Annotated in this window: 28 protein-coding genes; 23 read left to right on the forward strand and 5 right to left on the reverse strand. The window is 43.0% G+C overall.

The features are described 5' to 3' along the window. Nucleotides 1–95: 95 nt before the first annotated feature. The 4 genes from LK453_RS09800 to LK453_RS09815 all read right to left on the reverse strand — a co-directional run bounded on the left by LK453_RS09800 (nucleotide 96) and on the right by LK453_RS09815 (nucleotide 2,146). The gene (locus LK453_RS09800; protein WP_201535048.1) at nucleotides 96–596 is read right to left on the reverse strand and encodes a hypothetical protein; all 501 of its coding nucleotides are present in this window, start codon (nucleotides 594–596) and stop codon (nucleotides 96–98) included. Between the two features lie 173 nt (nucleotides 597–769). After that, entirely contained in the window at nucleotides 770–1,183 is a 414-nt protein-coding gene (locus LK453_RS09805) for a surface-adhesin E family protein (RefSeq protein ID WP_201528563.1), read from the reverse strand. 48 nt (nucleotides 1,184–1,231) lie between these two features. Next, nucleotides 1,232–1,435, reverse strand: a complete 204-nt coding sequence (locus LK453_RS09810; RefSeq protein ID WP_201535042.1) for a hypothetical protein — start codon at nucleotides 1,433–1,435, stop codon at nucleotides 1,232–1,234. Nucleotides 1,436–1,495: 60 nt separating this feature from the next. Beyond that, complete coding sequence (locus LK453_RS09815; protein WP_201535039.1) at nucleotides 1,496–2,146, reverse strand: S24 family peptidase; 651 nt, start codon at nucleotides 2,144–2,146, stop codon at nucleotides 1,496–1,498. Nucleotides 2,147–2,286: 140 nt separating this feature from the next. Between LK453_RS09815 and LK453_RS09820 the strand changes: the two genes are divergently transcribed. The 14 genes from LK453_RS09820 to LK453_RS09885 all read left to right on the forward strand — a co-directional run bounded on the left by LK453_RS09820 (nucleotide 2,287) and on the right by LK453_RS09885 (nucleotide 11,877). Beyond that, a complete protein-coding gene (locus LK453_RS09820; protein WP_201528569.1) occupies nucleotides 2,287–2,517 on the forward strand; it encodes a helix-turn-helix domain-containing protein in 231 nt (76 codons plus the stop codon). 2 nt (nucleotides 2,518–2,519) lie between these two features. Further along, entirely contained in the window at nucleotides 2,520–2,879 is a 360-nt protein-coding gene (locus tag LK453_RS09825) for a CII family transcriptional regulator (protein WP_201541985.1), read from the forward strand. A gap of 180 nt (nucleotides 2,880–3,059) precedes the next feature. After that, nucleotides 3,060–3,773 (forward strand): phage antirepressor KilAC domain-containing protein, encoded by a 714-nt coding sequence (locus LK453_RS09830; RefSeq protein ID WP_201535021.1) that lies wholly within the window; start codon nucleotides 3,060–3,062, stop codon nucleotides 3,771–3,773. A gap of 11 nt (nucleotides 3,774–3,784) precedes the next feature. Beyond that, nucleotides 3,785–4,717 (forward strand): hypothetical protein, encoded by a 933-nt coding sequence (locus LK453_RS09835; protein ID WP_201535018.1) that lies wholly within the window; start codon nucleotides 3,785–3,787, stop codon nucleotides 4,715–4,717. Further along, complete coding sequence (locus LK453_RS09840) at nucleotides 4,662–5,303, forward strand: hypothetical protein (protein WP_227674448.1); 642 nt, start codon at nucleotides 4,662–4,664, stop codon at nucleotides 5,301–5,303. Before LK453_RS09835 ends, LK453_RS09840 begins: the two co-directional genes overlap by 56 nt. 14 nt (nucleotides 5,304–5,317) lie before the next feature. After that, entirely contained in the window at nucleotides 5,318–5,776 is a 459-nt protein-coding gene (locus LK453_RS09845; protein WP_201535016.1) for a hypothetical protein, read from the forward strand. Further along, the gene (locus LK453_RS09850) at nucleotides 5,767–6,030 is read left to right on the forward strand and encodes a hypothetical protein (protein ID WP_201535014.1); all 264 of its coding nucleotides are present in this window, start codon (nucleotides 5,767–5,769) and stop codon (nucleotides 6,028–6,030) included. Before LK453_RS09845 ends, LK453_RS09850 begins: the two co-directional genes overlap by 10 nt. A 238-nt stretch (nucleotides 6,031–6,268) precedes the next feature. Then, the gene (locus tag LK453_RS09855; protein ID WP_201535002.1) at nucleotides 6,269–6,715 is read left to right on the forward strand and encodes a VRR-NUC domain-containing protein; all 447 of its coding nucleotides are present in this window, start codon (nucleotides 6,269–6,271) and stop codon (nucleotides 6,713–6,715) included. 121 nt (nucleotides 6,716–6,836) lie between these two features. Then, entirely contained in the window at nucleotides 6,837–7,523 is a 687-nt protein-coding gene (locus LK453_RS09860) for a helix-turn-helix transcriptional regulator (RefSeq protein WP_201534999.1), read from the forward strand. Next, nucleotides 7,523–8,392, forward strand: a complete 870-nt coding sequence (locus LK453_RS09865) for a hypothetical protein (RefSeq protein WP_201541987.1) — start codon at nucleotides 7,523–7,525, stop codon at nucleotides 8,390–8,392. Before LK453_RS09860 ends, LK453_RS09865 begins: the two co-directional genes overlap by 1 nt. Before the next feature lie 118 nt (nucleotides 8,393–8,510). Beyond that, complete coding sequence (locus tag LK453_RS09870) at nucleotides 8,511–8,693, forward strand: type II toxin-antitoxin system HicA family toxin (RefSeq protein ID WP_201541989.1); 183 nt, start codon at nucleotides 8,511–8,513, stop codon at nucleotides 8,691–8,693. A 90-nt stretch (nucleotides 8,694–8,783) separates the two neighbouring features. Further along, a complete protein-coding gene (locus LK453_RS09875) occupies nucleotides 8,784–9,194 on the forward strand; it encodes a type II toxin-antitoxin system HicB family antitoxin (RefSeq protein WP_201541991.1) in 411 nt (136 codons plus the stop codon). Nucleotides 9,195–9,287: 93 nt separating this feature from the next. Further along, complete coding sequence (locus LK453_RS09880; protein WP_201541993.1) at nucleotides 9,288–9,599, forward strand: hypothetical protein; 312 nt, start codon at nucleotides 9,288–9,290, stop codon at nucleotides 9,597–9,599. 271 nt (nucleotides 9,600–9,870) lie between these two features. Continuing rightward, nucleotides 9,871–11,877: a CHAP domain-containing protein gene (locus LK453_RS09885; RefSeq protein ID WP_227674449.1), complete on the forward strand. Its 2,007-nt coding sequence runs from the start codon at nucleotides 9,871–9,873 to the stop codon at nucleotides 11,875–11,877. Here LK453_RS09885 and LK453_RS09890 read toward each other — a convergent pair. Continuing rightward, entirely contained in the window at nucleotides 11,842–12,543 is a 702-nt protein-coding gene (locus tag LK453_RS09890; RefSeq protein ID WP_227953993.1) for an IS1 family transposase, read from the reverse strand. The genes LK453_RS09885 and LK453_RS09890 overlap by 36 nt on opposite strands. Before the next feature lie 47 nt (nucleotides 12,544–12,590). Between LK453_RS09890 and LK453_RS09895 the strand changes: the two genes are divergently transcribed. The 9 genes from LK453_RS09895 (at nucleotide 12,591) to LK453_RS09935 (ending at nucleotide 21,160) form a co-directional block, all read left to right on the forward strand. Further along, a complete protein-coding gene (locus tag LK453_RS09895) occupies nucleotides 12,591–13,487 on the forward strand; it encodes a phage tail tip lysozyme (protein ID WP_227674378.1) in 897 nt (298 codons plus the stop codon). Between the two features lie 93 nt (nucleotides 13,488–13,580). Continuing rightward, nucleotides 13,581–14,513 carry a hypothetical protein gene (locus LK453_RS09900; RefSeq protein WP_201541704.1) on the forward strand — a complete coding sequence of 311 codons (933 nt, stop codon included), beginning with the start codon at nucleotides 13,581–13,583 and terminating at the stop codon, nucleotides 14,511–14,513. 14 nt (nucleotides 14,514–14,527) lie between these two features. Next, entirely contained in the window at nucleotides 14,528–15,535 is a 1,008-nt protein-coding gene (locus LK453_RS09905) for a hypothetical protein (protein WP_201541702.1), read from the forward strand. Continuing rightward, the gene (locus LK453_RS09910; RefSeq protein ID WP_007395075.1) at nucleotides 15,528–16,058 is read left to right on the forward strand and encodes a hypothetical protein; all 531 of its coding nucleotides are present in this window, start codon (nucleotides 15,528–15,530) and stop codon (nucleotides 16,056–16,058) included. The genes LK453_RS09905 and LK453_RS09910 overlap by 8 nt, the downstream gene beginning before the upstream one ends. Nucleotides 16,059–16,074: 16 nt before the next feature. Further along, nucleotides 16,075–17,637: a hypothetical protein gene (locus tag LK453_RS09915; RefSeq protein ID WP_007395074.1), complete on the forward strand. Its 1,563-nt coding sequence runs from the start codon at nucleotides 16,075–16,077 to the stop codon at nucleotides 17,635–17,637. 84 nt (nucleotides 17,638–17,721) lie between these two features. Further along, entirely contained in the window at nucleotides 17,722–19,107 is a 1,386-nt protein-coding gene (locus LK453_RS09920) for a phage baseplate protein (protein WP_007395073.1), read from the forward strand. Between the two features lie 2 nt (nucleotides 19,108–19,109). Further along, complete coding sequence (locus LK453_RS09925; RefSeq protein ID WP_007395072.1) at nucleotides 19,110–19,394, forward strand: hypothetical protein; 285 nt, start codon at nucleotides 19,110–19,112, stop codon at nucleotides 19,392–19,394. After that, nucleotides 19,395–20,597, forward strand: a complete 1,203-nt coding sequence (locus LK453_RS09930; RefSeq protein WP_007395071.1) for a hypothetical protein — start codon at nucleotides 19,395–19,397, stop codon at nucleotides 20,595–20,597. Continuing rightward, nucleotides 20,594–21,160, forward strand: a complete 567-nt coding sequence (locus LK453_RS09935) for a hypothetical protein (RefSeq protein ID WP_007395070.1) — start codon at nucleotides 20,594–20,596, stop codon at nucleotides 21,158–21,160. Before LK453_RS09930 ends, LK453_RS09935 begins: the two co-directional genes overlap by 4 nt. The last annotated feature ends 150 nt before the right edge of the window (nucleotides 21,161–21,310 follow it).

Raw genomic sequence — 21,310 nt, forward strand, 5'->3', positions numbered from 1 at the left:
TAGAAAAAGTTGGAGAGGCGATTAGGATGGTTAGTCCACCTTGTAAAATTTATGCCAAGTTAAAAGATGAATGGCAGTCTATTTTCGCAATATTATTATAATTGAGAAGAAATAAAGGTTTGAATTAAAACCATTAAAGTCGGCAAACTATCCCAACCCATATCCAATATTTTCGTTGTCAGGTGTTTTATACTCTCGGCAGGCAGCTCTCGAAGCGCAGAAATCATTGATTGCTTACGTTCAGGGTCTAAATCAGACAGCCTAATCTTAACTTCTAGAATTTGGCGTAATTGCTCTGCTTCAAAGCGCACAGTGACTACACCCAATATCGCTGATAAGCCGCCGTCATCAGCTATAAAGTCAGCTCCTTTAGCTGTCAATTTAGTTGGACCCAAGGTATAAATATTGTCTAAAGATATTTTGATTGATTGTGGTGAAACCAACTCATGCTCTTTTAGATAATAAAGGTTGGCACCAAAAACTCCCCGTTCATCATCATTCATCTTGTCTAGCTCATCTCCAAAATCATAAGGAAACGGATAGACACTTGCCATTTTGTTCAGCATTTCAAGCTGTAAATCTCTATCTAATATCATAATTACTCGCTCCACAAATCCCCATACACCCCACAGTTACGCTCAATAGCATCCATCGTATCTTCAGTGCTATGAGAGCCATTACGCCAAGCATTGACACGGAAGCCCTAATTTAGCGACTCCCCCTCCGAATACCCGACATCCTGCCAGCCACTCTACTTGCCTTTTTCTTGTTATACGCAGATGGTTTTAATTATGTCATCTGGTGGAGTGGTAGGGTATGCAATTTTAAACTCACTTTCATCTTCAATCGTATAGTCATCAGATGCTACAACTTCTCTGTTGTTATACATTCTAAAACCTTTAACAAAATAGCTGCCCATATCACAGTTGATATAATTGTATTGAATAGTGTGAGTATAGGCCTCACCGCTTGATAAGCGAGCACCGTCATTGAAGTCAATCCTGCTGAACACTGATAGATACCGATCAGTCGAACTGCTGCCTACCAGGTAAGGGCTAATACTTCTAACACTATCAATATCTATATAAAAGCTAGAATCATCGTCGTCTGCAAGCTGCACCCATTTTGCAGCATACGCTTGAGCACTACAAAGCACCAAACTAAATACCAGTAGTCTTGTCATATCGCACATCCTTATTATCTCAAGTTTTTAATGTACTTTGCCCACCTTCTACTCTTCATCCGTATTCTGATCTTTAATGAATTTTTTAATGGGGAAGTTGTCCATAGTGTAAACAGGGATCATAACTAGATCCCCGTAATGCTTCGCTAACAACTTAACCTGCTCAATTGTCAAATTCATAGGCTCATTGTTATCTGCTGCGGCATTAATTTGAGCCATAAGCTTGTTAATAGGTAATTCGCTATTATTCATAATTTTTATCCTGTCATATATTTTCGTAGACCTTTTATAGCCCACTATGGCCTGTCTTTCTTATTTCAGTTTCTTCTTATGCTCAACAGCCACACCGCAAATTGTGAACGGAGTGTGTCTGCTATCAATGGTAGGGAAGTCAGGGTTTAGAGGTACTAGCTCACAGTATTCCACACCGTTGTCATCGAAACCACGAGGTCGCCACTTTTTAAATGTTACGGCATTTTCACCTGCCTTTTTAGCAACGACATAATTACCGGGTGAAGGCTGGGTGTCTGGATCAACCAAGATTAGATCGCCTGGATTGAAGTCAGGCGTCATACTTAAGCCTTCAATGATTACCCAGTGAACGTGGGGCGGGTAATCACCTATGATGATTTCAAAAGTATCAGCAATAGCATCATCGAAGTAATGGCAAAACTCGCCAGCTTGTACGTAATTAAGGACGGGTACGCGCCGTACATTATCCATTGGTAAAACTCTGAAGTTATCACCTTGGATTCTAGTGAGATCTTTAAACCTAAGCTCAGCCTCTTCAATACCGAAATATTCCGCATATTTCTTAACAGTCTTACTGCTGGGGCTTTGCGTATCACCATTTATGATTCTGAAAGTCGTTGACTGTGGAATGCCAGACTTGTCCTGTAATTGATAGGCGTTAATTCCATGTTTTTTTAATAAAAATTCTAAGTTACTAACTAAGTAAGACATACAACCAACCTATTAATATTAAAGTGCAAGCTTATTTTATGCAAAAACGCATATATATGTAAGTAGCTATGCAAATATGGGTTTACATTATGCAAATGTGCATTATAATAATGATGTTAATAAATTTAAGGATTCTAAAAATGACTCCAAAGCTAATTGAGAAAATCAATGCACTCATTAGTGCCGGAATGACTCAGGCAATGATTGAAGAGCAAACTGATATTCCACAGTACCGAGTCTCGAGACTAGGAAGTGGAGCAACTAAAAATCCAAGATGGTCTGATGTTGAGAAAATCAATAATCTTTACGACCATGTCATTGCTCAAGGTCAACACTGGAATGACTTTAAACAACAAACCGAGGAGACTTAACTATGACTCAATTATCACAAGAACAAGTTGCATGGTCACGCAATATGCAAACACAAGTTTTGAATGCGCTTGCAGGCACTTGCCAGCAAGATATAGCAGAAATAATGGGTATCGATAGTGGGACTATCACGCGCTTAAAAGACGTGCATCTAATCAAGCTATGCAACCTATTGGCAGCGCTTGGGCTAAAGATCGTTCCTATGGAACTTAAATGCTACAACCCCGAAATGGTCAAGATGCTTTACGCTCTTGCGAGGGATAACTTGATGAAGTCAGAAGAAGTGGATGATTTTTTTCATGATGATGCGCGAATTCAGATAGCGGAAGGGACTTATAGGCCGCGGGCAAGTTTGGGGGTTTAAATGCCAGGTTTAGTAAAAATCAGTAGACGATTAAAACGGGCAATAAAAAACCCCAGCGCTGGAGGGCCACTGGGGTTTGACTTTCCTGGAAATTAACTTGCGGGTACTTTCAAGAACTGCATCCAACAATCTAAAAGACTGTATCAACAGTACTAAGCAGTTAACGAAGAGGATCATAACATGTTTTTAGAAAATATTTCAAATAGTAATAAAACTACTATGAGCAGCCGAGAAATTGCTCAGCTGTGTGAAAAACAGCATGGCCACGTTTGTAGAGACATCGAAAAACTTAATGAAACCTATGAATCATTAGGCCTATCCAAAGTTGGAGAGGGGTATTACACCCACCCAAACACGGGCAATCAGAAGCATAGAGAGTTTTTATTAACTCAAGAGCAGTGCCTGGATCTCATAACTGGTTATCGTGCTGATCTACGCATTCGAGTAAATAGACGCTGGCAAGAATTAGAGGCCCAAATAAGCACGCCAGCCATCCCTCAATCTCTACCAGAAGCGCTACGCCTAGCAGCTGACCTGGCAGAAAAATTAGAACAGCAGCAAGCACAATTAGCTATAGCGACTCCTAAAGCGGCAGCGCTTGATCTGATTGGCGCAGCAGAGGGCAGTCTTGGTGTACGTGAGACTGCAAAAACATTAGATATTGCGCAGAATAAATTTACTGCTTGGTGCGTAAATAACGGCTGGATGTATAGAGACTCTAAAGACAAGTTACAGCCGTATAGCGGTCGCATTCAACAAGGGTATATGGAACAGCGTCCGGTCACATTTAATGGCCGTGACGGGACTACCAGGGCGACAACACAGCCGATGTTCACACCAAAAGGTCTGGCAAGATTGGCACAGATATTCGCAATAGTACATGAGGTAGCGTAATGAGATACACATTGAGCATAAATGCAGTCAAATGCCATGAATGGGGCCTTAACTTAAACCAAGGTGCCTTATTTGATTTACTTAACCAAGCAAGCTCATGGGCCAAACCCCATGTAATTAATGGCGAGTTTTATTATTGGGTATCTCGCAACATGGTGATTGATGAAATTCCCCTAGCATACAGTAAGCCAGATACTGTTTATCGAGCCCTAAAACTGTTTGAGGAAAAAGGCTTGGTTGATTACATCAAGGAAGGAAAAAAAGACTTAGTTAAGTTAACTGAAAAGGGCAAGGAATGGAACTCTAAAACCACTTTTACACCTGATTCTAATTCGGATTTAAATCCGAAAAATAATCAAAACTCGGAAATAAATCCGAAAAACACCCAAAATTCGGATTCAAATCCGAGCAAATTCGGAAATGAATCCGAAAAAACCCCTAAAAACTCGGATTTGAATCCGACAAATAAGAATACTAATTATAAGAATACTAATAATCATATTAATAAAAAAAATACCAAAAAAACAAAATCGAAAACTCAGTCAGCGGTGGAGACTTACAAACCACAAAAACCAGATGAAGTTTCAGATCAGGTTTGGAGTGATTTACTCAGTCACAGAAAAATTAAAAAAACGTCGAACACCCAAACAGCTTGGAATGTGATTTTTGGTCAACTGGAAAAAGCGAAGCAAGCAACCGGTCATTCACTGGATCAGATAATCACTGAGTGGATAACACGGGATTGGAAAGGTTTTAAATCAGACTGGTACATCAACATTCAGAATAAGACTCAGAGCACGGGGAACAATCATGAAAACAATCAACCAGCTAACAACCCAGCTAACGAACAGCCAAAGAAATCAAGCGCAGACATCTACGCAGAAAACCTTGCCAGAGACCTTGCACAGCAGTACCCAGACGAATTCGCAAACGTGCCTTTCTAAGCAGCAGATAGCCAGTTTGTTTGCAGGGTGGAAAAAGTTATTTAGATCAAAAATCAAAGATGAGGACTGGGGTGTTGACACACTGACCGTCTGGTATATCGCATTAACCGACCTAGGCATGACACAAGACGAGTTTAACCAAGCTAAGCGTAAGTCGTTAAGTCTTTCATGGCCACCAACAGCCCCAGCTGATTTTTTAGAGTTAGCGAGAGCTGGCAAGCAAAGTGAATACCTAGACACACAAACCGCATTTGAGACAGCCTGCAGATGCTCAGGAATGCGCGGAGACGTCGAAAGAGACTGGAGACACCCAACTGTACTAGAAACGGCAAATCGCATCGGGTGGGGCAAATTAGCGGGTGCTGGTAACGGATTTATTAAATACTTTGCCACGGTCTATGAGCGGGTTGTCAGCGAGCATCAGGCCGGTGCTAATTTTGTTATCCAGCCAGCAAGAAGAATTGAGCATAAAAATATACCGGCTTCGGCTGAATTTGTGGATGAGCTATTGCGTACATATGGGTTCAAGAAGGGTATAAAAGACAAGCAGTCAGAGTCTTGCGAACAAGAAACAGCGGAAATTTAAAATAAAGGGAATCCATGGCTAAGAATAAATCCAATAAAGATCAGCGCCGTGCTAAGGCGTTAAGAGCAAAAAAAGCCACGAAGATACAACAAGCGAAGTCTAAGCCGCGCCAGTATCAAGGGTACATGAAAATGTTTTTGGACGGTGACAAGGTGGAGGAGCTGATCAAGCGGTTAGTACGCACTGAAGACTTCTTAACCCGGCCCTATGATATTTTCAGCCACGACCGGACTTACACTTTCACCATGAACGCAGTTAGCAAAGATGGTCAACGTGCACACGCTAAGGCTGAAATAGAAGGGGAGCATGACCAAGCTGGGCTAGTTGCTGCTATTGGTCAAGCGTTTAGAGACTTTTGCGATGAGCTCATGGAGCACGCGCCAGAGGTTGAGCTTAATTACAGTGAGTGTCATGTGGTCATACGGGCGCTTAAAACAAAGATTAAGGCACCAGGTGGCTATCGGTGGGTGTAAGAGCAGATAAGCTTAAAACAAGTAAGGGCTATACGCTCACACGCTTAAGCAGAGCATATGACCCGGCCGGCAATCATTGGAATCAGTATAGCGCCCGGGTAAGAGTAGTTGAAGGTAATCCTTTTTTTGATCAAATCGTTCGATGGGATTTAGAGGGTAATGCGATTAATCATGAGTTAGGCGATATTGTCTGGGGTGCAGATGGTACTGGGGATTATCAACTAAGACAAGGCGAGAATATTTTTAGATTTTAGTAAGGGATTTTTATGTTAAGCAAATTATTTTTGATGATGTTGTGGTGCTATCTTTTTCTTTCCCTATTTAGCACGTATTTAATTGCTCGTGTTGTTTTTGGTGATGGCAGGCGGGTGTATAGGTTTCAGGTGCACTGGTACCACAAGTGCGTTTTAGGGTATCTGATAGCCGTTCCAGTTATTTTTTTTACAGTGGCGTTTATCAGTTTGTTATCAGGCAAGTAAGGGTTAAAAGGGCATGAAAGGTAAACGAATAGGATTATCAGAAGATGAGGTACAAACAGTAGTAATGAATTGGTCTAAGCGCCAGAAGTTCAAAGGCCGACCATTGTTTGATTATATTCATCATTCGCCAAACGGCGGCAAGAGAGCCGCTAAAATTGGGTGTAGCGGTAAGCGATATTCACCAGAGGCGGCTAAATTTAAACGTATGGGTGTGAAAGCGGGCTACCCAGATTTGATTATTGATATTGCCAGGGGCGCTTATCACGGCCTACGTATTGAGATTAAAAAAGATGGTAAAAGCTATGCGACGCCGGCCCAAAAAGAACGAATCGAGATGTTGGCTAAAGAGGGATATTGCGCGGTTGTCGCTAAAGGGATTGATAACGTAATAGCAGTTATTCAGCAGTACATTAAATTAGGTGACTTTGATGGCGTAAGCCAGTTAACGGCCGACAAATAAACAGGCAAAAAAAAGCGCTCATGCGGTTACATGAGCGCCAAAGGATGACAATTCCAGCCTTTATTCCATTAGGCAACATGATTATATCAATGACAGAAAAAACTGCAATGAGGGCGCGCGTGTGGCAAAAAAACGGCTTGGGTTTACGGATAAACAGTTAAGGCAAATTAGAGTAACAGTAGGCCGTAATTTAGCGGCTGCAAGAAAGAATGCTGGCATGACGCAAGCTGAGGTCATGCGCATTGTGTGGAATGTGGATAACAATAGAAACCGTATTAGTGAAATTGAGAACGGCAATAAGGATTTAACGCTTACAGACTTGCTGATATTTCAAAATCTTTATAACCAGTCGCTTGATTATATTTGCGGCCTATCGGTAGAGCCAGAGCTGGATATGCTGGCAAGCACTGTTAATCATGTGGTAAACCAATCAAGATCAATGGTTGAGTATCTTACAGAGCAGTTTGCAGAAACCATTACCGAACACATGAAGTCGATATGTCGTAACGATCACGAGGCGTTGATGTACGCGTCCAAAGACTTGTGTAGCAAATTGCGAGAAGTTGGGGGTCATGATAAGGAGGTGGCCAACTGTATGAACAAGCTAATGCTAGTTATTAGAGGTATTGAGGCTAAGCAAGCCAGGCAGGTTATGGCTGTGGAAACTCAAATGTTGCAGATAAAACAGCGGCTAGATAAAGAGGATAAGCACATCATGCTATCTGATCTTGATTGTGACTATCAGTACAGCCTGCCCTTGCCGGAGCCTGTATATAGCGATGAAGAAATGGTTAAAGGGGTTAACTGATGGCAGTACCAAAGGAAGTGTGGGCGGCAGCTAAAGCCCTTTGGGAAAGCACCCCCAATATTACTTATCAAGAGGTTGTGGACCACTTACAAGAAGTGTATGGGGATAAGGCACCGGCTTCTAAATCCGCCGTATATAACCGTGCCAAAAAATATGACTGGCAAAAGCTATCCATGCTTGAACTGAAAGAACGAGCGGAAAATGCGGAAAAAAAACAGAACAAAAGTGAACAGAACGGGGTTGAGAAAAAATTAGAGAACAAAGAAAACAATAAAGTCAAAAATGAGCATGAAACCCAAATTTACAGAACAATAATCGATAGTACAGACAGAACAAAACAGAAAATCGTTCTCTCAACTGAACAGCGTGCCAGCGTCATTATTAAACACAGAAATAGGCTGCATAACTTGGGCGCATTAGAAGATGCAATCACTATGCTATCACTTGACGTAGCAGAAAACGTACTAAATCCAACACCTATTGAGTTGGACCACGTTAGTACTGGTGACGATGATGATTATAGGTTCTATGATGATGAAGAGGACCCTATTGCTAAGAAGTTAGGGGTGATAAAAAGTCTAAGTTTTGTATTGGGTAATTTAACCCAGGCACAAAAGGTAATTGCTGAACAAGAAATGCCTATGTGCGGTATTAGCGCCGAGGACTTTAAGCAATCAGAACAAGAACGCCGTTTAGGCGCGCTTGAAGCGCTGGCAGGTATTGATGAAGAAGAGCGTGTAGCTCGTGAAAAGCTGCATAGGGAATTGCAAGAGCGGATGCAGTCGCTTACCCAGCTTGAGCATGACCCTGATTTTTTTGGTAATGGTGATGCTGAGAATATTGAAGATGCAGAATTTGATGAAGATTAAATCCATCCGTATTAGTGATTGGAGTACGTTCTATCATTGCATAATCATAACTCTAGGGTTATAATAATGGCATGAAGATAAGATATCTTCTAAGTATCAAACAAATTAAGAGGAGGTTATGCAAAGTCGTGAATTAGTAAAAATGATTGAGGATGATGGGTGGTATCTAGTAAAGATTAAGGGAAGTCACCACCAATTTAAACATAGTATCAAAAAGGGTAGAGTGACAATCCCTCATCCAAAAAAAGATCTACCGAAAAAAACAATTGAAAGTATTTTAAAACAAGCTGGGTTGAAATAATCCAGCTAGATTAACAGAAAACATAAAACCTCAGTCATCTCACTTGGTTCTATAAATCACGATGTAGCATAGCAAAATGGAGTAAAAAGTATGTTATACCCAATTGCAATCGCCAGAGGCGACGATGCAACGGCTCATGGCATCTTTGTCCCTGATATTAAAGGCTGTATCTCGGCAGCAGATAACTATCAGGATGTAATTAATAATGCGACTGAAGCTATCGAGCTTTGCCTAGAAGGTTTAGTAGAGGATGGTGAAAATATTCCTCTACCAACTGATATTGAAACACATATAGATAATCCTGAGTATGAAGGAATGGCTTGGGCGCTTGTCCCGGTAGATATTAACCGCTACTTGGGGAAAACAGAGAAAATTAATGTCACATTGCCTAGCACTTTAATTCATATGATTGATGAAAAGGTAGCAGCAAACAAGAAACGTTATAAAAATCGAAGCAATTTTTTAGCAACTTTGGCAGAAAGGGAGTTGATCTCGCACTAGCTCATCCCAGATGAGGCTAAAGCTCATTCTTTAGTAGTTTTTTAATAGTCAAAACGATACAAGCTATATGCTTTTTGATACGAGGGAAAAGTGATGAAATTAGATTTAAGTGGTCTTGATAAACTAGAGAAAAATATCTCAAAGTTATCTGGTACTAATAGCGGCTCACTAGGTGAGCTCATGAATCCTAGATTTATATCTAGTTGCAGTCAATATTCAAGTTTTGAGGAGTTAATAGAGGCTTCAGGTTTCAAAGTAGAATCAGAGGAAGATTTCGCAGCCATCCCAGATCAGGAATGGGAGGAGTTTATTCAAAAAAACACATCCTATGAAAGCTGGATAGAAATGCAAAAAGATGCGGGGGTGAGTTATTTAAAAGATAGCTTACTGAAAGGTTTAAAATAGAAACTCATAATATTAGTTTTTCCCGAAAAGGCTCCTAAAGAGCGTTATATAAATTGCGCTACACATTCTTCGGTGCATGGGATAAAGGCCGCTTAATTAGGGCGTTACCTCGACCCGATAGAGGCCGCTATTTTAAGTATAGCTATACCTATTAAACTTTAAAGCCTCAATCTTACGATTGGGGCTTTTTCATACCCCTAGGAACACTCAAAGCCACAACCCGCCAGCAATGCCATAATTTAAGCCACACGTACAGTATTAAGGCTTTATCATGGAAACTTATCTTAACTATGATGATCAAGGCTTCATCGTTGGTACCAAGCGGCTGGAAAGCGGCATTAAATCCATTGGTGAAGATACTCAAGAAATCATTCAAATACTAAAATCACAAAATCAGATTAACCAAACGGTATTAAACCGTATAGCCAAGTCTAATGAGCGTATAGCTAACAAAAAGTCTATGCGTATTCAGGGTGTTGTCCCTACTTATGACCCTAATAACCCAGATCGAAATAATGCGAGCCAGCCAGGCACACAAGGCCAGGAACAGTCAAAGCAGCAACACAAGCAGGACTTAAGTAGTGCAAGCCAGACAGTAAAAAGCGAGAAAAGGGCAGCGGGTAGCAAGGACGGTGGTGCTCTTAGCAATGTCACCTCAAATGCTACCGTCAAATCAGGATCAGCTACAAATAGGGCTGATATCCAACGCGATAGCGGCTCAAATGACGTTAATAGATCAACGGCTGATAGAGGCAGGGAGGGTTTAGATGCTACTAATAACGTAACTGGCATCGTACCTAGTGCAACTGGTGCAACACGTAAGGCAAACAATCCTACTGGCAAAAACGGACGTGAGAAAAAGAAAAATGACAGTGAACGTGACGAGCTAGGCCGTTTTACAGCCAAAGAGAAGTCGCTGTTTGACTCATTGTCTAAGATAGCTAAGAGTGGCCGCACAAGTTATGGCAGTGCTCAAGATATTGATCCGCTAATTGGCTCAATGAATGAGGTTAAAGACGTAGCAAGCCCGCTATTTAATATGGCTACACAAGCTGGAAAAATGGGTGGAATGGCTGGCAAGGCAGCTTTAAGGGCCGGCAGGTTCTCATTCTCTAAATACAAAAGCTTGAAGCGTAAAGAGCCATTGCCAAAAGAACAGGCAAGACACAATAAGCAGAACGAGGAAACGCTAGGTGAGATCCTAAAGAGGATGCCGAGTGGTGAGGGCTCACTATTAGGTAAATTAGGGCGTGGCTTAGGTCTTTTGGGAGGCGGCGGAAAAGGCAAAGGCAGGGGCAAGGATAAGAGCAAGGGTAAAGGTAAAGGCGTTAAGGCCATCTTGTCTGGAGCTGGGGCCGCTATCTTAGGTGCTGGCAAGTCTGGCGGTAAACATATTGGTAATGCCGCTAAAGCACTTGGTAAAACTAGGGTGCTAACCCCTCTGGCCACAGCTATTGGGGCAGGCAGCCTGGCAAGTCGATGGGACGAGCTCGACAATGAAGAAAGAACAGCGGGTATTGGTAGCATAGCTGGTGGAGGCGCTGGGGCTATGGCCGGTGGTGCAATCGGCTCAGTACTAATACCAGTCCCAGTGGTGGGTACCGCTATTGGGGCGGCCGTGGGTGGCTGGATAGGTAGCGAGGGCGGCGAGGTTTTAGGCCGTACCGCTTCACCACATATTAAGTCATGGACCGATAGTATTAAGGCTTACAACTTACCTCAAAAAATGCAAACTAAGTGGGAGACAGGATTAGCACCGGTCCTTTCTAAACTAAGTGAAGCGGCCGGCGGCATGAAGTCGTGGCTATCAAGAATGGGTGATGGCGTTAGTAGCTTTTTCAGTGGCGATAGTGGCATTGGAGCACCAACTCAAGCGGCAGCAAATGCCAGTGATTATGCGATTAAAAATGCGGCATATGTATCGCTTGGCGCTTGTGCTAAGTACGTGAATGATGCTTTTCGTGCTCAAGGTTTACAGGCATCGGGTAACGGGGTTGATGCGGCGAAAAACCTAATCAACCTTAACAAAGGCAAGTTTCAAGAGGTGGCATACAGTGAGGGTTATACCCCTCAAGTTGGCGATGTTATGAGCATGCCTTCAAACAGTAAGTCTAAGCATAATTACGGTCACGTTGCGGTATATACAAAAGAAGGGTGGGTTTCAGACTACAAGCAAGGCGAAAAATACGGCAATACCGCAGCGCCTAACAAAGACGGTGGTGGTTCAAAAAGTAGGCTGACATTAGACATATCCATGATTGATGTAAAAGAAAGCTAAATCAAAGGCTTTAAAGTGATTTTCCAGCTTTTTAGAAAAGTTACAACTTCGCCTAAATGCTCGCCTTACTCGATGTCTGATAGTGCAATTATTACCTTCAATACCGACCGTGAAAAACTTGCCAATGACTTGGGTAAAGCCCTTAAAACCGGTAACAAAGCTATCCCAGGTATCACTAGCGATTCTAGCACAACTTACGCCTAAGGCTTGCAGTTTAGCTTTAAGCTTTTTGACAGTGTTAAGGTCTCGTTTTCCCCACACATAGGCAACAATTTCACCTGTGTCACGGTGATAGGCATAAATTAGCCATTGTTTGTTGGTCTTCTTGCCTACGAATGTCCAAAGCTCATCGACTTCAAGACAGTCGTATTGCCTTTGCTTGGGGGTTATTTGGTAGTGACACTTTTTTATGGTGGCCAGTACTTTGCCTTTGCTGATTCTCTCAACGCAAGCGATGTCTTTTATGCCACTGCCTCGAACCATAAGATGGCGTATTTTGCTATCTTTTTGGGAGTGACAGCCTTGGTACGTTAAGGCATGGTCGCCAATAAACTGCCGTTTGCAGTCTTTGCATTTATAGTTTTGTTTACCATAGCTTTTGAAGCCATTTTTCTTTATACTGTCACTTAGACAGGCTGGGCATTTGATGTATAGTGTGATTTGCATTTCACTATTTTATCAATTTCTCAGCCTGTTTTTTTTCAGCCTACTTTTTGAACCACCACCACAAAGACTACTACGAAGAAATTAAGTCAGGCAAGATTAAGCCCACTATTGCACGTATGATACCAGATGGGACACTGCCAACAGGTAGCAGTACTGATGTTAGCTCAAGCAGACTAACTTCACAAAATGAAAAGACTAGACGTGATCAGGCTATGCAATACTTCATGTCTCAAGGTTGGACTAAGCAGCAAGCCGCTGGTATTGTAGCTAACATCCAAAAAGAAAGTAGGTTCGACCCTAGAGCCCAAGGGGATAAAGATAAAAACGGTGTTTATAGGGCCCACGGATTAGCTCAATGGCGAGATAGCAGGCTTGCAGACTTCCGTAACACTATGGGTAAGTCAGTACAGCAAGCGTCGTTCGAAGAGCAGTTAGCTTTTATTCAGTATGAGCTAACGAAGGGTAAAGAGAAGGCGGCTGGTAATAAGCTAAAACAAGCCAAAACAGCAGGCCAATCCGGGGCTATTATGTCAGAGCACTACGAGCGACCAGGTGCAGTTGAGGCTGAAAAGAGAGAGCGTGCGAAAATTGCAGAGGGTATCTATAACAATACAGCGGTTCAGTCGGTTCAACAAAAAACCAAAACAACTAACAGTGTATTAGGTGTTAATGTTGGTGGCTTGGCCAATAACTTTGTTGCAGGTAACACGCCAGCCTACCTACCAGCCAGCCAGTCAATAGGCCTCGATTTGGGCGCGTCAATACTAAAAAATGTGCTTAACATCCCTGAAATGCCTTCGTTTAAATTGCCGCTGGCAGGTGGCGGTCTAGACAAGCCCATCATTGTTCAGTCAAATAATGAGAGCATAGGCCAAAACGTGTCTGATAGAGATTTGGCACATGCAATTACAGGCGGTATTGGTATGAGTAGAGCTTGGGACTAAGACTCCAAAGGAACACCCCAAAGGCAAAACAGCTTAACCCCTTAAACTAAGGCCATATTATTAATATTTATGCCTTGTTTAAGGGGTTTTTTCATGGCTAAGAAAACGAAAGTTATTACATACAACCTGGCGGATCGTGGCCGCAAATACAACGGCCAGGACCGTTCAGATTTAGATATTCGCTCAATGGTTAACAAGATTAACTCACCAGAGGTTCAAGAGCTTGTTAGCAGTGGTGATTTGTTTGGCTTTAATGGCCATGAGATACGTGCTCGTTTTGGCATGTACCCACCAGACCAATGGGTGGATGAAAAGACGGGCCGTATTATTAAAATCCAGCCAGCCTTACGCACAATTCGACTTGAAGCAGATGACGATGGAAACGTTGTTACCCAGCATGAGTTTTTAGATACAGACGACGGCCAATTTGCCGCACGCTTATACGCGAATAAAGCTGGCGGGTTTAGTAGTGCTATTAACCGCAGACGCAAACCAGACGGTTATTATGAGGTCACCGGCTTTCATGGCTTTGACTATGTGAGAACGCCAAACTATGCCACAAATAAAGGCGACGGCATGTTTGATAGTATCTTGAATGGCGCTTATACCGAAGGTGAGGCGTGCTTTGACAGCCTGGTAGAGCTACCACAAGATCAGATTGTCTTAAAAGAGGCCTTAGAGCGCATCATCATTGCTCAATATGACTCAATGCAAACAGCCCTACATTCAGAGTCACTGGTAAGCCATTATCAGCGTGAAGCACTAGCAGCCCAGGACGCTTTGATCAATGCAGAAATGCGCCGTCAAAAAGTGTTAGAGCGTAAGAAGCAGCGAGAATTAGATATTTACGACAGCCTAATTTGCCCTTCTAAGCCGTTTGATGAAATTAAGGCCCAATGGGATAGCTTTCATATTGGCAGTACATCAGACGCAGATTTACGCATAAGCGAGCTAGATAAAGTGGCTGGCAAGTCAGATAGACAAGAAGAGCGCATCAGTATTGTTGATAGATTCCGTGGTCTTTAATTAAGGGTTGAGCAATGAGCAAGACAAAACGACTACTATCACCGCTTGAGTGCTTGCAGCTGGCATGGGCCATGAAACTAAGAGACTTTAGGCAGTGGTGCATGCCAACCACTCAAGGCGTTTATGACTGGAAACGACGCAGGTTGGAAGCGGCTATTGTTGTGGCCAAAACCTCAATGGTTGATGACGTGGAGAGCATGTTAAAGGCTATCCAGGAAAACGATAACGCAAAAAACGCTGGCTATAAAAATAAGTCCGGCTCGTCCGTTTACTTACCGGTCCTTATGACGGCCATTAGTCCGATCGAAACGCCGCCTGAATATGACCAGGTAGGCGGCCTACCGTATTGGGTAAACGTGGTGCTACCTCAAGATCCATTAAAGCGAGTGGTGCAAATGCGATCGGTCCCCGTGGCTTATCGTTGTCAAATTGCCTTTTTTAGCCCCGATCCCCATAGCGCGTCGGATATTGCCAGGCAGTTTGCCAGCTTTTGGAAACACGAAGAGAAAAGAACATTCCCAGTGTCTTATGACGTTGGGGTTCTTGAGGGTAAGGCGATTAAAGATGATTGGAATTTTAGGGTATTAGAAAACAGCCTTTACCCTGATAACGCATCTATTGACCTTAAAAACCTATTCATCGTAACGGTTGATTGTACGATCGTTGGTGCTATCCCTGAATTTGTGGGATTGGGTGGTGATTGGGATGAAGTGACCGATACTGGTGAACCATACGAGAGCTTACCAACACGGCCAAACCCTGAATATGATCCAGAGAAGCCAACGATACCGCTTGATCCTAATAATCCTAACGGGCCCGCGATTAACAGCCCAAGAGAGCCAATACCAGGCGAGGGCGGCAAGCCAATTGGAGGAAGCCGTGATAGTTATGAGAAGCTTAATAGCTTTGTTACTGAGGCAGACGTTACCGATGACTATACAGAGTTGGGAGTTAAGGTCGCTATTGATCCTAAAACAGGTGTAATCACCGAAAATAAGATAGAGCCACCTAGCAATGAATAACGCAGCACAAGACACACCAGTAATTATTGATGCAAGGGCGGCCGCTTATGCTGGCGAGGCCATACGCGTATTAGGCGTTGTCTTGCCAGCATCAGGCAGGGTAATGCTTAAAAAACAAGCCACGTGGAAAGAGCAGCCAGTACCAAAAGATAATGCTGTGGTGGTCACTGATACGCCAATGATTTTTGATTACTGGGATATGAGTTTTAACGAGTCCGAGCAAATGGCCGAGGTTATGGCTGTCTATAACGAAGCCCAGCGATCAGGCTTAATTGTGATTGAGGATGCGTTAAGACGATATGAGCCAAAAGACGTTATTCAGATGCGCAAAATGGACGAACGAGGAAAAGTATTAGACTTTGATTCAATGGGTATTACCAATGGTCACATGGCCGTTTTGTTGGCTATTTGGGCTGCAAGGAAAGTGCATGGCGGCTACCTTATGTCAACCGCACCAATAACGCTTGACGATAGCTCAAACGACAAGGATAGCGACTATGGCTTAATGCCTTTTAGTATTTAATATTAAGGGCTAAAAAATGTTAGATGATTTAATGCTATTACCTGAATGGCAAGAGGTATGCCAAAGGTATCGCTATGACATTACACGCTTTGCCGTTGAAGCATTAGATATGACAATACAAGCCGGACAAGCAGTAACCTGGCAACAAGAGCTATTGTTTAAATCTATTGTTGTGCCTGGCAGTCGTACAAGCGTTGCGTCTGGTCACGGTACTGGTAAGAGCAGATCGGCTGGCATTATCGCCTTATGGCACCTTTTATTTTACCCCGAGTCGGTAATGCTGTTTACCGCGCCTCAAATCGGACAGCTTAGAACCGTTGTTTGGAAAGAGATTAATATCTGTTTGCAGCGCCTGCGCAATAACAAGGCGCTAGGCTGGCTTGCTGATTATGTTGTCGTATTAGCAGAAAAGATCTACATCAAGGGCTTTAAAGATACCTGGTTTGTGTTTGCCAAGACCGCACCGAAACACCAGCCAACTAACATTGCTGGTCAACACGGCGATCACTACATGGTATGGGCTGATGAAGCTTGTGGTATTGATGACGCGGTTATGGAAGTTGCTATTGGTGCATTGACCCATGAAAACAACCGGGCCGTACTGACCAGCCAGCCAGCTAAAAATACTGGTTTCTTCTACGACACACACCATAAGTTAAGCCACTATAATGGCGGTAAATGGATTGCCCTTGAGTTCAACGGTGAAATGTCACCGATTGTTAGTAAAGAAAAATTGATTGAGGCGTTATATCAGTATGGCAGTCGAAACAGTCCAGGGTATCTAATTCGTATTCGCGGTAAGTTTCCAGAGCTTAAAGGCGAGTACCTATTAACGCGCACTGACTACGAGAATATGAAGGCTCACCCTTGCGTGATTAAAGAGGGTGACAAGTGGGGTATCATCGTAACCGTGGACGTGGGCGGCGATGTTGGCCGCGATAGTAGCGTGATATCGGTGCTGCAAGTCGTTGATAAGATGGTTAAGGGCCGTATTGAGAGACACGTACATTTACTTGATATACCGCTGTTTAGTAATAGAGCCAATATTAATACGCTTAAAGCCAAAATTAATGATGTAATGAGTGATTACCCAGGGGCAACATTGGTGATTGATCCATTAGGCGCTGGTATGGGCTTAACGCAGTCGGTAAAAGCTGACGGGGTGTATTTTGATGAAGTGCATTGGGGTTCACCTTGCTTTAACAACACGCTTAAACGCTACTATATGAACAAGCGCAGCCACGCTTATGTATCAATGGCTAAGGCGGTCGAAAAAGGCTATTTCAGTGTAAGCGATAAAATCAAAAAAATGTACCAGGTAATCACCAACTTAGAAGAACAGATGACGCGCTTACCGTATTACTTTGACGAAAAGGCGCGCTGGTGCATGATGAGTAAAAAAGACATGCTCAAAAAGGGTATTAAGTCACCGGATATTGCAGATACCATAGCGTTTGGCTTTATGGAAAATATAAGCTATGCGCCGGCTGAAAGTTACGAGGACCTAAATATCGGTAGCACTGAAAGCGACGAATTAGACCTATTGAAGCAAGCGGCCGATGAATTACTTGGTGACTAGGTGGGAAAGTGGAACACACGGCAGGCTTGCCAGCCTAAGTGGTTAAACTTATGCAGTACTGAAATTTTAAGGATTGCGTAAGTCATGGCTAATAAACCAAACCCAATTATATTTAAAATAACCGAAGCAGGGCGTTTAGCAGTGTTAGACGCTCAAAAGCAAGGCATAAGCTTATCTTTAAAGACATTTGTCGCTGGCACGTCAAAATACGTGCCAAATGGCAGAGAAACACGCATTAAAACGGAGACTATGCGGTCCGATATCGTGACAAGCGGCATCGAGAACGAAAGTAAGTCTTTACGGTTTAGCGTGACCTTAAATAGTGTCACTTCAAAAGATATCTACGAAGTTGGATTACTAACCAGCGACAACAAGCTTTTTGCAATTGCAGCCAGTACCGGACCATTGTTTACCGTTTATGCAAACGTTACATTTGTTGGCAGCTTTGGCTTGTCGTTAGGCGAAATTGACGTTGAGAACATAACAATTGAAGCCGATCCCAACAGCCCTATCGCTGTTAAGATGATGGAAGACCATTTAGCGGCAGCAGATCCTCACCCTCAATATATTAAGCTTGAGAGGCTTACACAGCTCGATAAGAAAGTGGATAAGCTTGGCCAAAACATCAACGGTGCAGCTGGCGACTTAGCAGGACACCTGGCCCACGCAAACCCACACCCTCAATACACACTCAAAAAAGATAGCGATCAGAAAACTAGCCAGCTTGAGGCGGCAAACCAGGCACTACAAAAAGAGCTTGACGCTCAAAAAGGTACGTTATCTCAGCAGGGTGGCAATTTAACGCAGCAAGGTAAAGATATAGCCAACTTAGAGGACGGTCTTGCTAATCATATCAAGGCGGCTGACCCTCATTCGCAGTATGCCAAGAAAACAGACTTATCAGCCCATACAAGTGCGGCTGATCCGCATACGCAATACGCTAAAAAGACTGATTTATCTGCCCATACTAGTGCAGAACACCCTCATACCCAATATCTAAGAGAGTCTGATCTGGCTGGAATGAAACAACAGATTGACGAGTTACAAAAGCAGTTAACAGTTGCCCAAAACAAGGTCACTGAATTACCAATTGGCTCATTGTATGTGACGACCAATGACTATAAGAGCGGTGCAGAAGTTAAAGCGGCTTTAGGTTATGGCACGTGGGCGAGATTCGCAGAAGGTCAAACGCTTGTTGGCATATCAACCAAAGCGGCCGACCCTGAGTGGACTAAAAAACTAAAAACAGAGTTTGGTGAATATGACCACAAGCTTACCGTTGCTGAAATACCTAGCCACACTCACGACTTAAACTTTGTAGTGAGTAATATTAGAGGTAACACAAGGCCTGCAACGCAAAGTACAAGTGCGTCGCCTTCAAACTTAGTAGCCTCAAATGTTGGGGGTGATAAACCCCATAATAACGTACAGCCATCAACTGTTGTCGCTTATTGGCTAAGAACGGCCTAATTATGGATGTATTGAATATTTATCATAATGCGATACGTGACCACGTTGATTTACTCTATCGACGTGGCCGTACCGATAGATTAATCGCTTGGCAAGTGGGTAATGATGAAGTTCACGATCCTACGCTAATTGCTTTTAGAGCATATAAAAATCGCAGCTATGCAGATGTAGTGATGGTATGTGCTGGCACGAATAGAATTGGCGAACCACTACCCAAGGAAATTATCTTTTTGCCAGTGGCCGTGGATTTGATTGCAATTAAACGCAAGTATTTGAAAGAGATGTAAATGGATAGCCTAGATACTGATTGGTTTAACAATAACAGTCCACAGAATCACGACGACCCAGTAAGTAGGCAAGACAGGCTCGTTAATAAAATGAGCCTTGAGGAGCTTAGACGCTGGCGTATTGATACAGCTAGGCAAGCCAGCGAGCAGGGCAAGTTTGCCAGCCGTCATAATCAGTATCTAAAAGATACGATCAGAGATATTAAAGGCGGTGAGAGGCTAACTAACCAGCAATTGGAGGGCCTGGTAGCCAGTGCTAAAAGCTTAGCTGGCATATCAGCAAGCGAGCTATTGGAATTTACGCTAGGCAACACTAAGCGTAACCAAAGCTTAATGCAGGTGCTAGACGCAAGTGTATTAGACGCATACTTAGCAAACGTTAAGAAAGCGGCTAAAAAGTTTGCTGGCGGTATCACACCTCAAGATGTGATTAATAATTCAAGGCCAGTAGATATCCAGCGTGCTAACAAGCAAATATACATGGCCATGGTTTACAAGCGGCAAGGCAATACCTTATTTTTCTTAACCAACTCAGGGCCAGAAAGTAAGGTTGCTAATCACAAAGTAACAGTGCAGCTGCTAGATTATCCTGGATTGCTGCTAAGAACCAAGCCGCCTAGCATGACAGAGATAAGGAACAGTATCTTACACGGCAAGGTAAGGTTTGATTGCGATTGTGGCCGTCATCAATTCTGGTATCGCTATATAGCCACCGTTGGTAAATACAACTATGGAATAGATGAAAATCGCTATCCATCGACACGTAACCCCAATCTAACGGGCGTGGCTTGTAAGCATACATTGCGAGTAATGAAACACTTAACAAGCGGTATCATGCTCAATCAGATCAGAGACTATGCCAAGGCCGATATAGCCAAGGCAGAGAACCAGGTTAAGCCGCATAGACGCACTAGCCAGCAAGTCAAGCGAGAGGCTGGCAAGCAGACAGAGGCCCTAAACAACTGGAATGGCCGTTTACATTGGTCGAAGGTTATTAAGCAAGCTGTTAAACAGGCTGAGCAAAAAGTACGCACTGAACAAAAACGACAAGCCAAAGCACGCCCGCACGAGCCAACAAAGGCTGAATTAAGCAGTTATAAGTACGCTCAAAGCCAGTTAAAGCAAAAAGGCATACCTGATAGATATAAGCAGCTATACAAAGCAGATATTCAAGACTTTGAGAAGAAATGGGGTAAACGATGACGCTTAAAATTGAAAATAAGCTAGTCACAGACGGCCAGGCACTAAGTACGCGCATTATCACACTACGCAATCAATCAACGATTCCGACGTTTGTATTTAGGCGTAAAGTGCTAACAGTGAGTGATGATGATTATGAGCGTTCAGACTTGTCATGGGCAGGCCTGGGTACAGTAAGTGACAGTGATGAGCATTCAATAGACTATGAGCCTTTAGGACACGCAATGGTCGTGCTACTAGATAGCTTAGGTGGTCCTATGCACGATAGCGGCATGTTTATCACACCAGAGCAATTTAGTTCAATGGTATTGATTGAGCCTTACGATATTGATTTGGAAGGCGATGATCGCATAAGAATGAGACCAGACTGGAACCCCAAAAAAGGCGACTTGTTTTGTTTCTTGCTAAACAACCATAAAGAATACCATGAGTGCGTGGGCGTGGTTGGTAATTCATTATTGGTGAGTCATGGCCATAGGTACCTATTAAACCAAAGATTTGACCTGGAATATTTAGATGCGTTCGATGAAAGCAAAATTGAGGATGTTGAGACGCCATATAAGTAAGGTTTTGGATGTAATCAACCTTGCCCTGGTATTTATTTTGACTTTCTTGATGTAAGCCTGTCAGTAATGCCAATCAACCGCCTTAAATGGCGGTTTTTTGCTGTTGGAACACCCCTAAATAGGCGATGTAGGCGAGTCTTAATATAACCC

It is taken from the genome of Psychrobacter sanguinis (assembly GCF_020736705.1).
In the GTDB taxonomy this organism is placed as follows: Bacteria; Pseudomonadota; Gammaproteobacteria; order Pseudomonadales; family Moraxellaceae; genus Psychrobacter; species Psychrobacter sanguinis.

Coding starts and splice junctions, on each gene's coding strand:
- LK453_RS09865 (WP_201541987.1), top strand. CDS start 7,523: ATGGCAGTACCAAAGGAAGTGTGGGCGGCAGCTAAAGCCCTTTGGGAA.
- LK453_RS09805 (WP_201528563.1), bottom strand. CDS start 1,183: ATGACAAGACTACTGGTATTTAGTTTGGTGCTTTGTAGTGCTCAAGCG.
- LK453_RS09890 (WP_227953993.1), bottom strand. CDS start 12,543: ATGCAAATCACACTATACATCAAATGCCCAGCCTGTCTAAGTGACAGT.
- LK453_RS09915 (WP_007395074.1), top strand. CDS start 16,075: ATGTTAGATGATTTAATGCTATTACCTGAATGGCAAGAGGTATGCCAA.
- LK453_RS09925 (WP_007395072.1), top strand. CDS start 19,110: ATGGATGTATTGAATATTTATCATAATGCGATACGTGACCACGTTGAT.
- LK453_RS09810 (WP_201535042.1), bottom strand. CDS start 1,435: ATGAATAATAGCGAATTACCTATTAACAAGCTTATGGCTCAAATTAAT.
- LK453_RS09880 (WP_201541993.1), top strand. CDS start 9,288: ATGAAATTAGATTTAAGTGGTCTTGATAAACTAGAGAAAAATATCTCA.
- LK453_RS09935 (WP_007395070.1), top strand. CDS start 20,594: ATGACGCTTAAAATTGAAAATAAGCTAGTCACAGACGGCCAGGCACTA.
- LK453_RS09920 (WP_007395073.1), top strand. CDS start 17,722: ATGGCTAATAAACCAAACCCAATTATATTTAAAATAACCGAAGCAGGG.
- LK453_RS09845 (WP_201535016.1), top strand. CDS start 5,318: ATGGCTAAGAATAAATCCAATAAAGATCAGCGCCGTGCTAAGGCGTTA.
- LK453_RS09905 (WP_201541702.1), top strand. CDS start 14,528: ATGAGCAAGACAAAACGACTACTATCACCGCTTGAGTGCTTGCAGCTG.
- LK453_RS09885 (WP_227674449.1), top strand. CDS start 9,871: ATGGAAACTTATCTTAACTATGATGATCAAGGCTTCATCGTTGGTACC.
- LK453_RS09800 (WP_201535048.1), bottom strand. CDS start 596: ATGATATTAGATAGAGATTTACAGCTTGAAATGCTGAACAAAATGGCA.
- LK453_RS09815 (WP_201535039.1), bottom strand. CDS start 2,146: ATGTCTTACTTAGTTAGTAACTTAGAATTTTTATTAAAAAAACATGGA.
- LK453_RS09900 (WP_201541704.1), top strand. CDS start 13,581: ATGGCTAAGAAAACGAAAGTTATTACATACAACCTGGCGGATCGTGGC.
- LK453_RS09855 (WP_201535002.1), top strand. CDS start 6,269: ATGAAAGGTAAACGAATAGGATTATCAGAAGATGAGGTACAAACAGTA.
- LK453_RS09870 (WP_201541989.1), top strand. CDS start 8,511: ATGCAAAGTCGTGAATTAGTAAAAATGATTGAGGATGATGGGTGGTAT.
- LK453_RS09825 (WP_201541985.1), top strand. CDS start 2,520: ATGACTCAATTATCACAAGAACAAGTTGCATGGTCACGCAATATGCAA.
- LK453_RS09830 (WP_201535021.1), top strand. CDS start 3,060: ATGTTTTTAGAAAATATTTCAAATAGTAATAAAACTACTATGAGCAGC.
- LK453_RS09910 (WP_007395075.1), top strand. CDS start 15,528: ATGAATAACGCAGCACAAGACACACCAGTAATTATTGATGCAAGGGCG.
- LK453_RS09875 (WP_201541991.1), top strand. CDS start 8,784: ATGTTATACCCAATTGCAATCGCCAGAGGCGACGATGCAACGGCTCAT.
- LK453_RS09930 (WP_007395071.1), top strand. CDS start 19,395: ATGGATAGCCTAGATACTGATTGGTTTAACAATAACAGTCCACAGAAT.
- LK453_RS09820 (WP_201528569.1), top strand. CDS start 2,287: ATGACTCCAAAGCTAATTGAGAAAATCAATGCACTCATTAGTGCCGGA.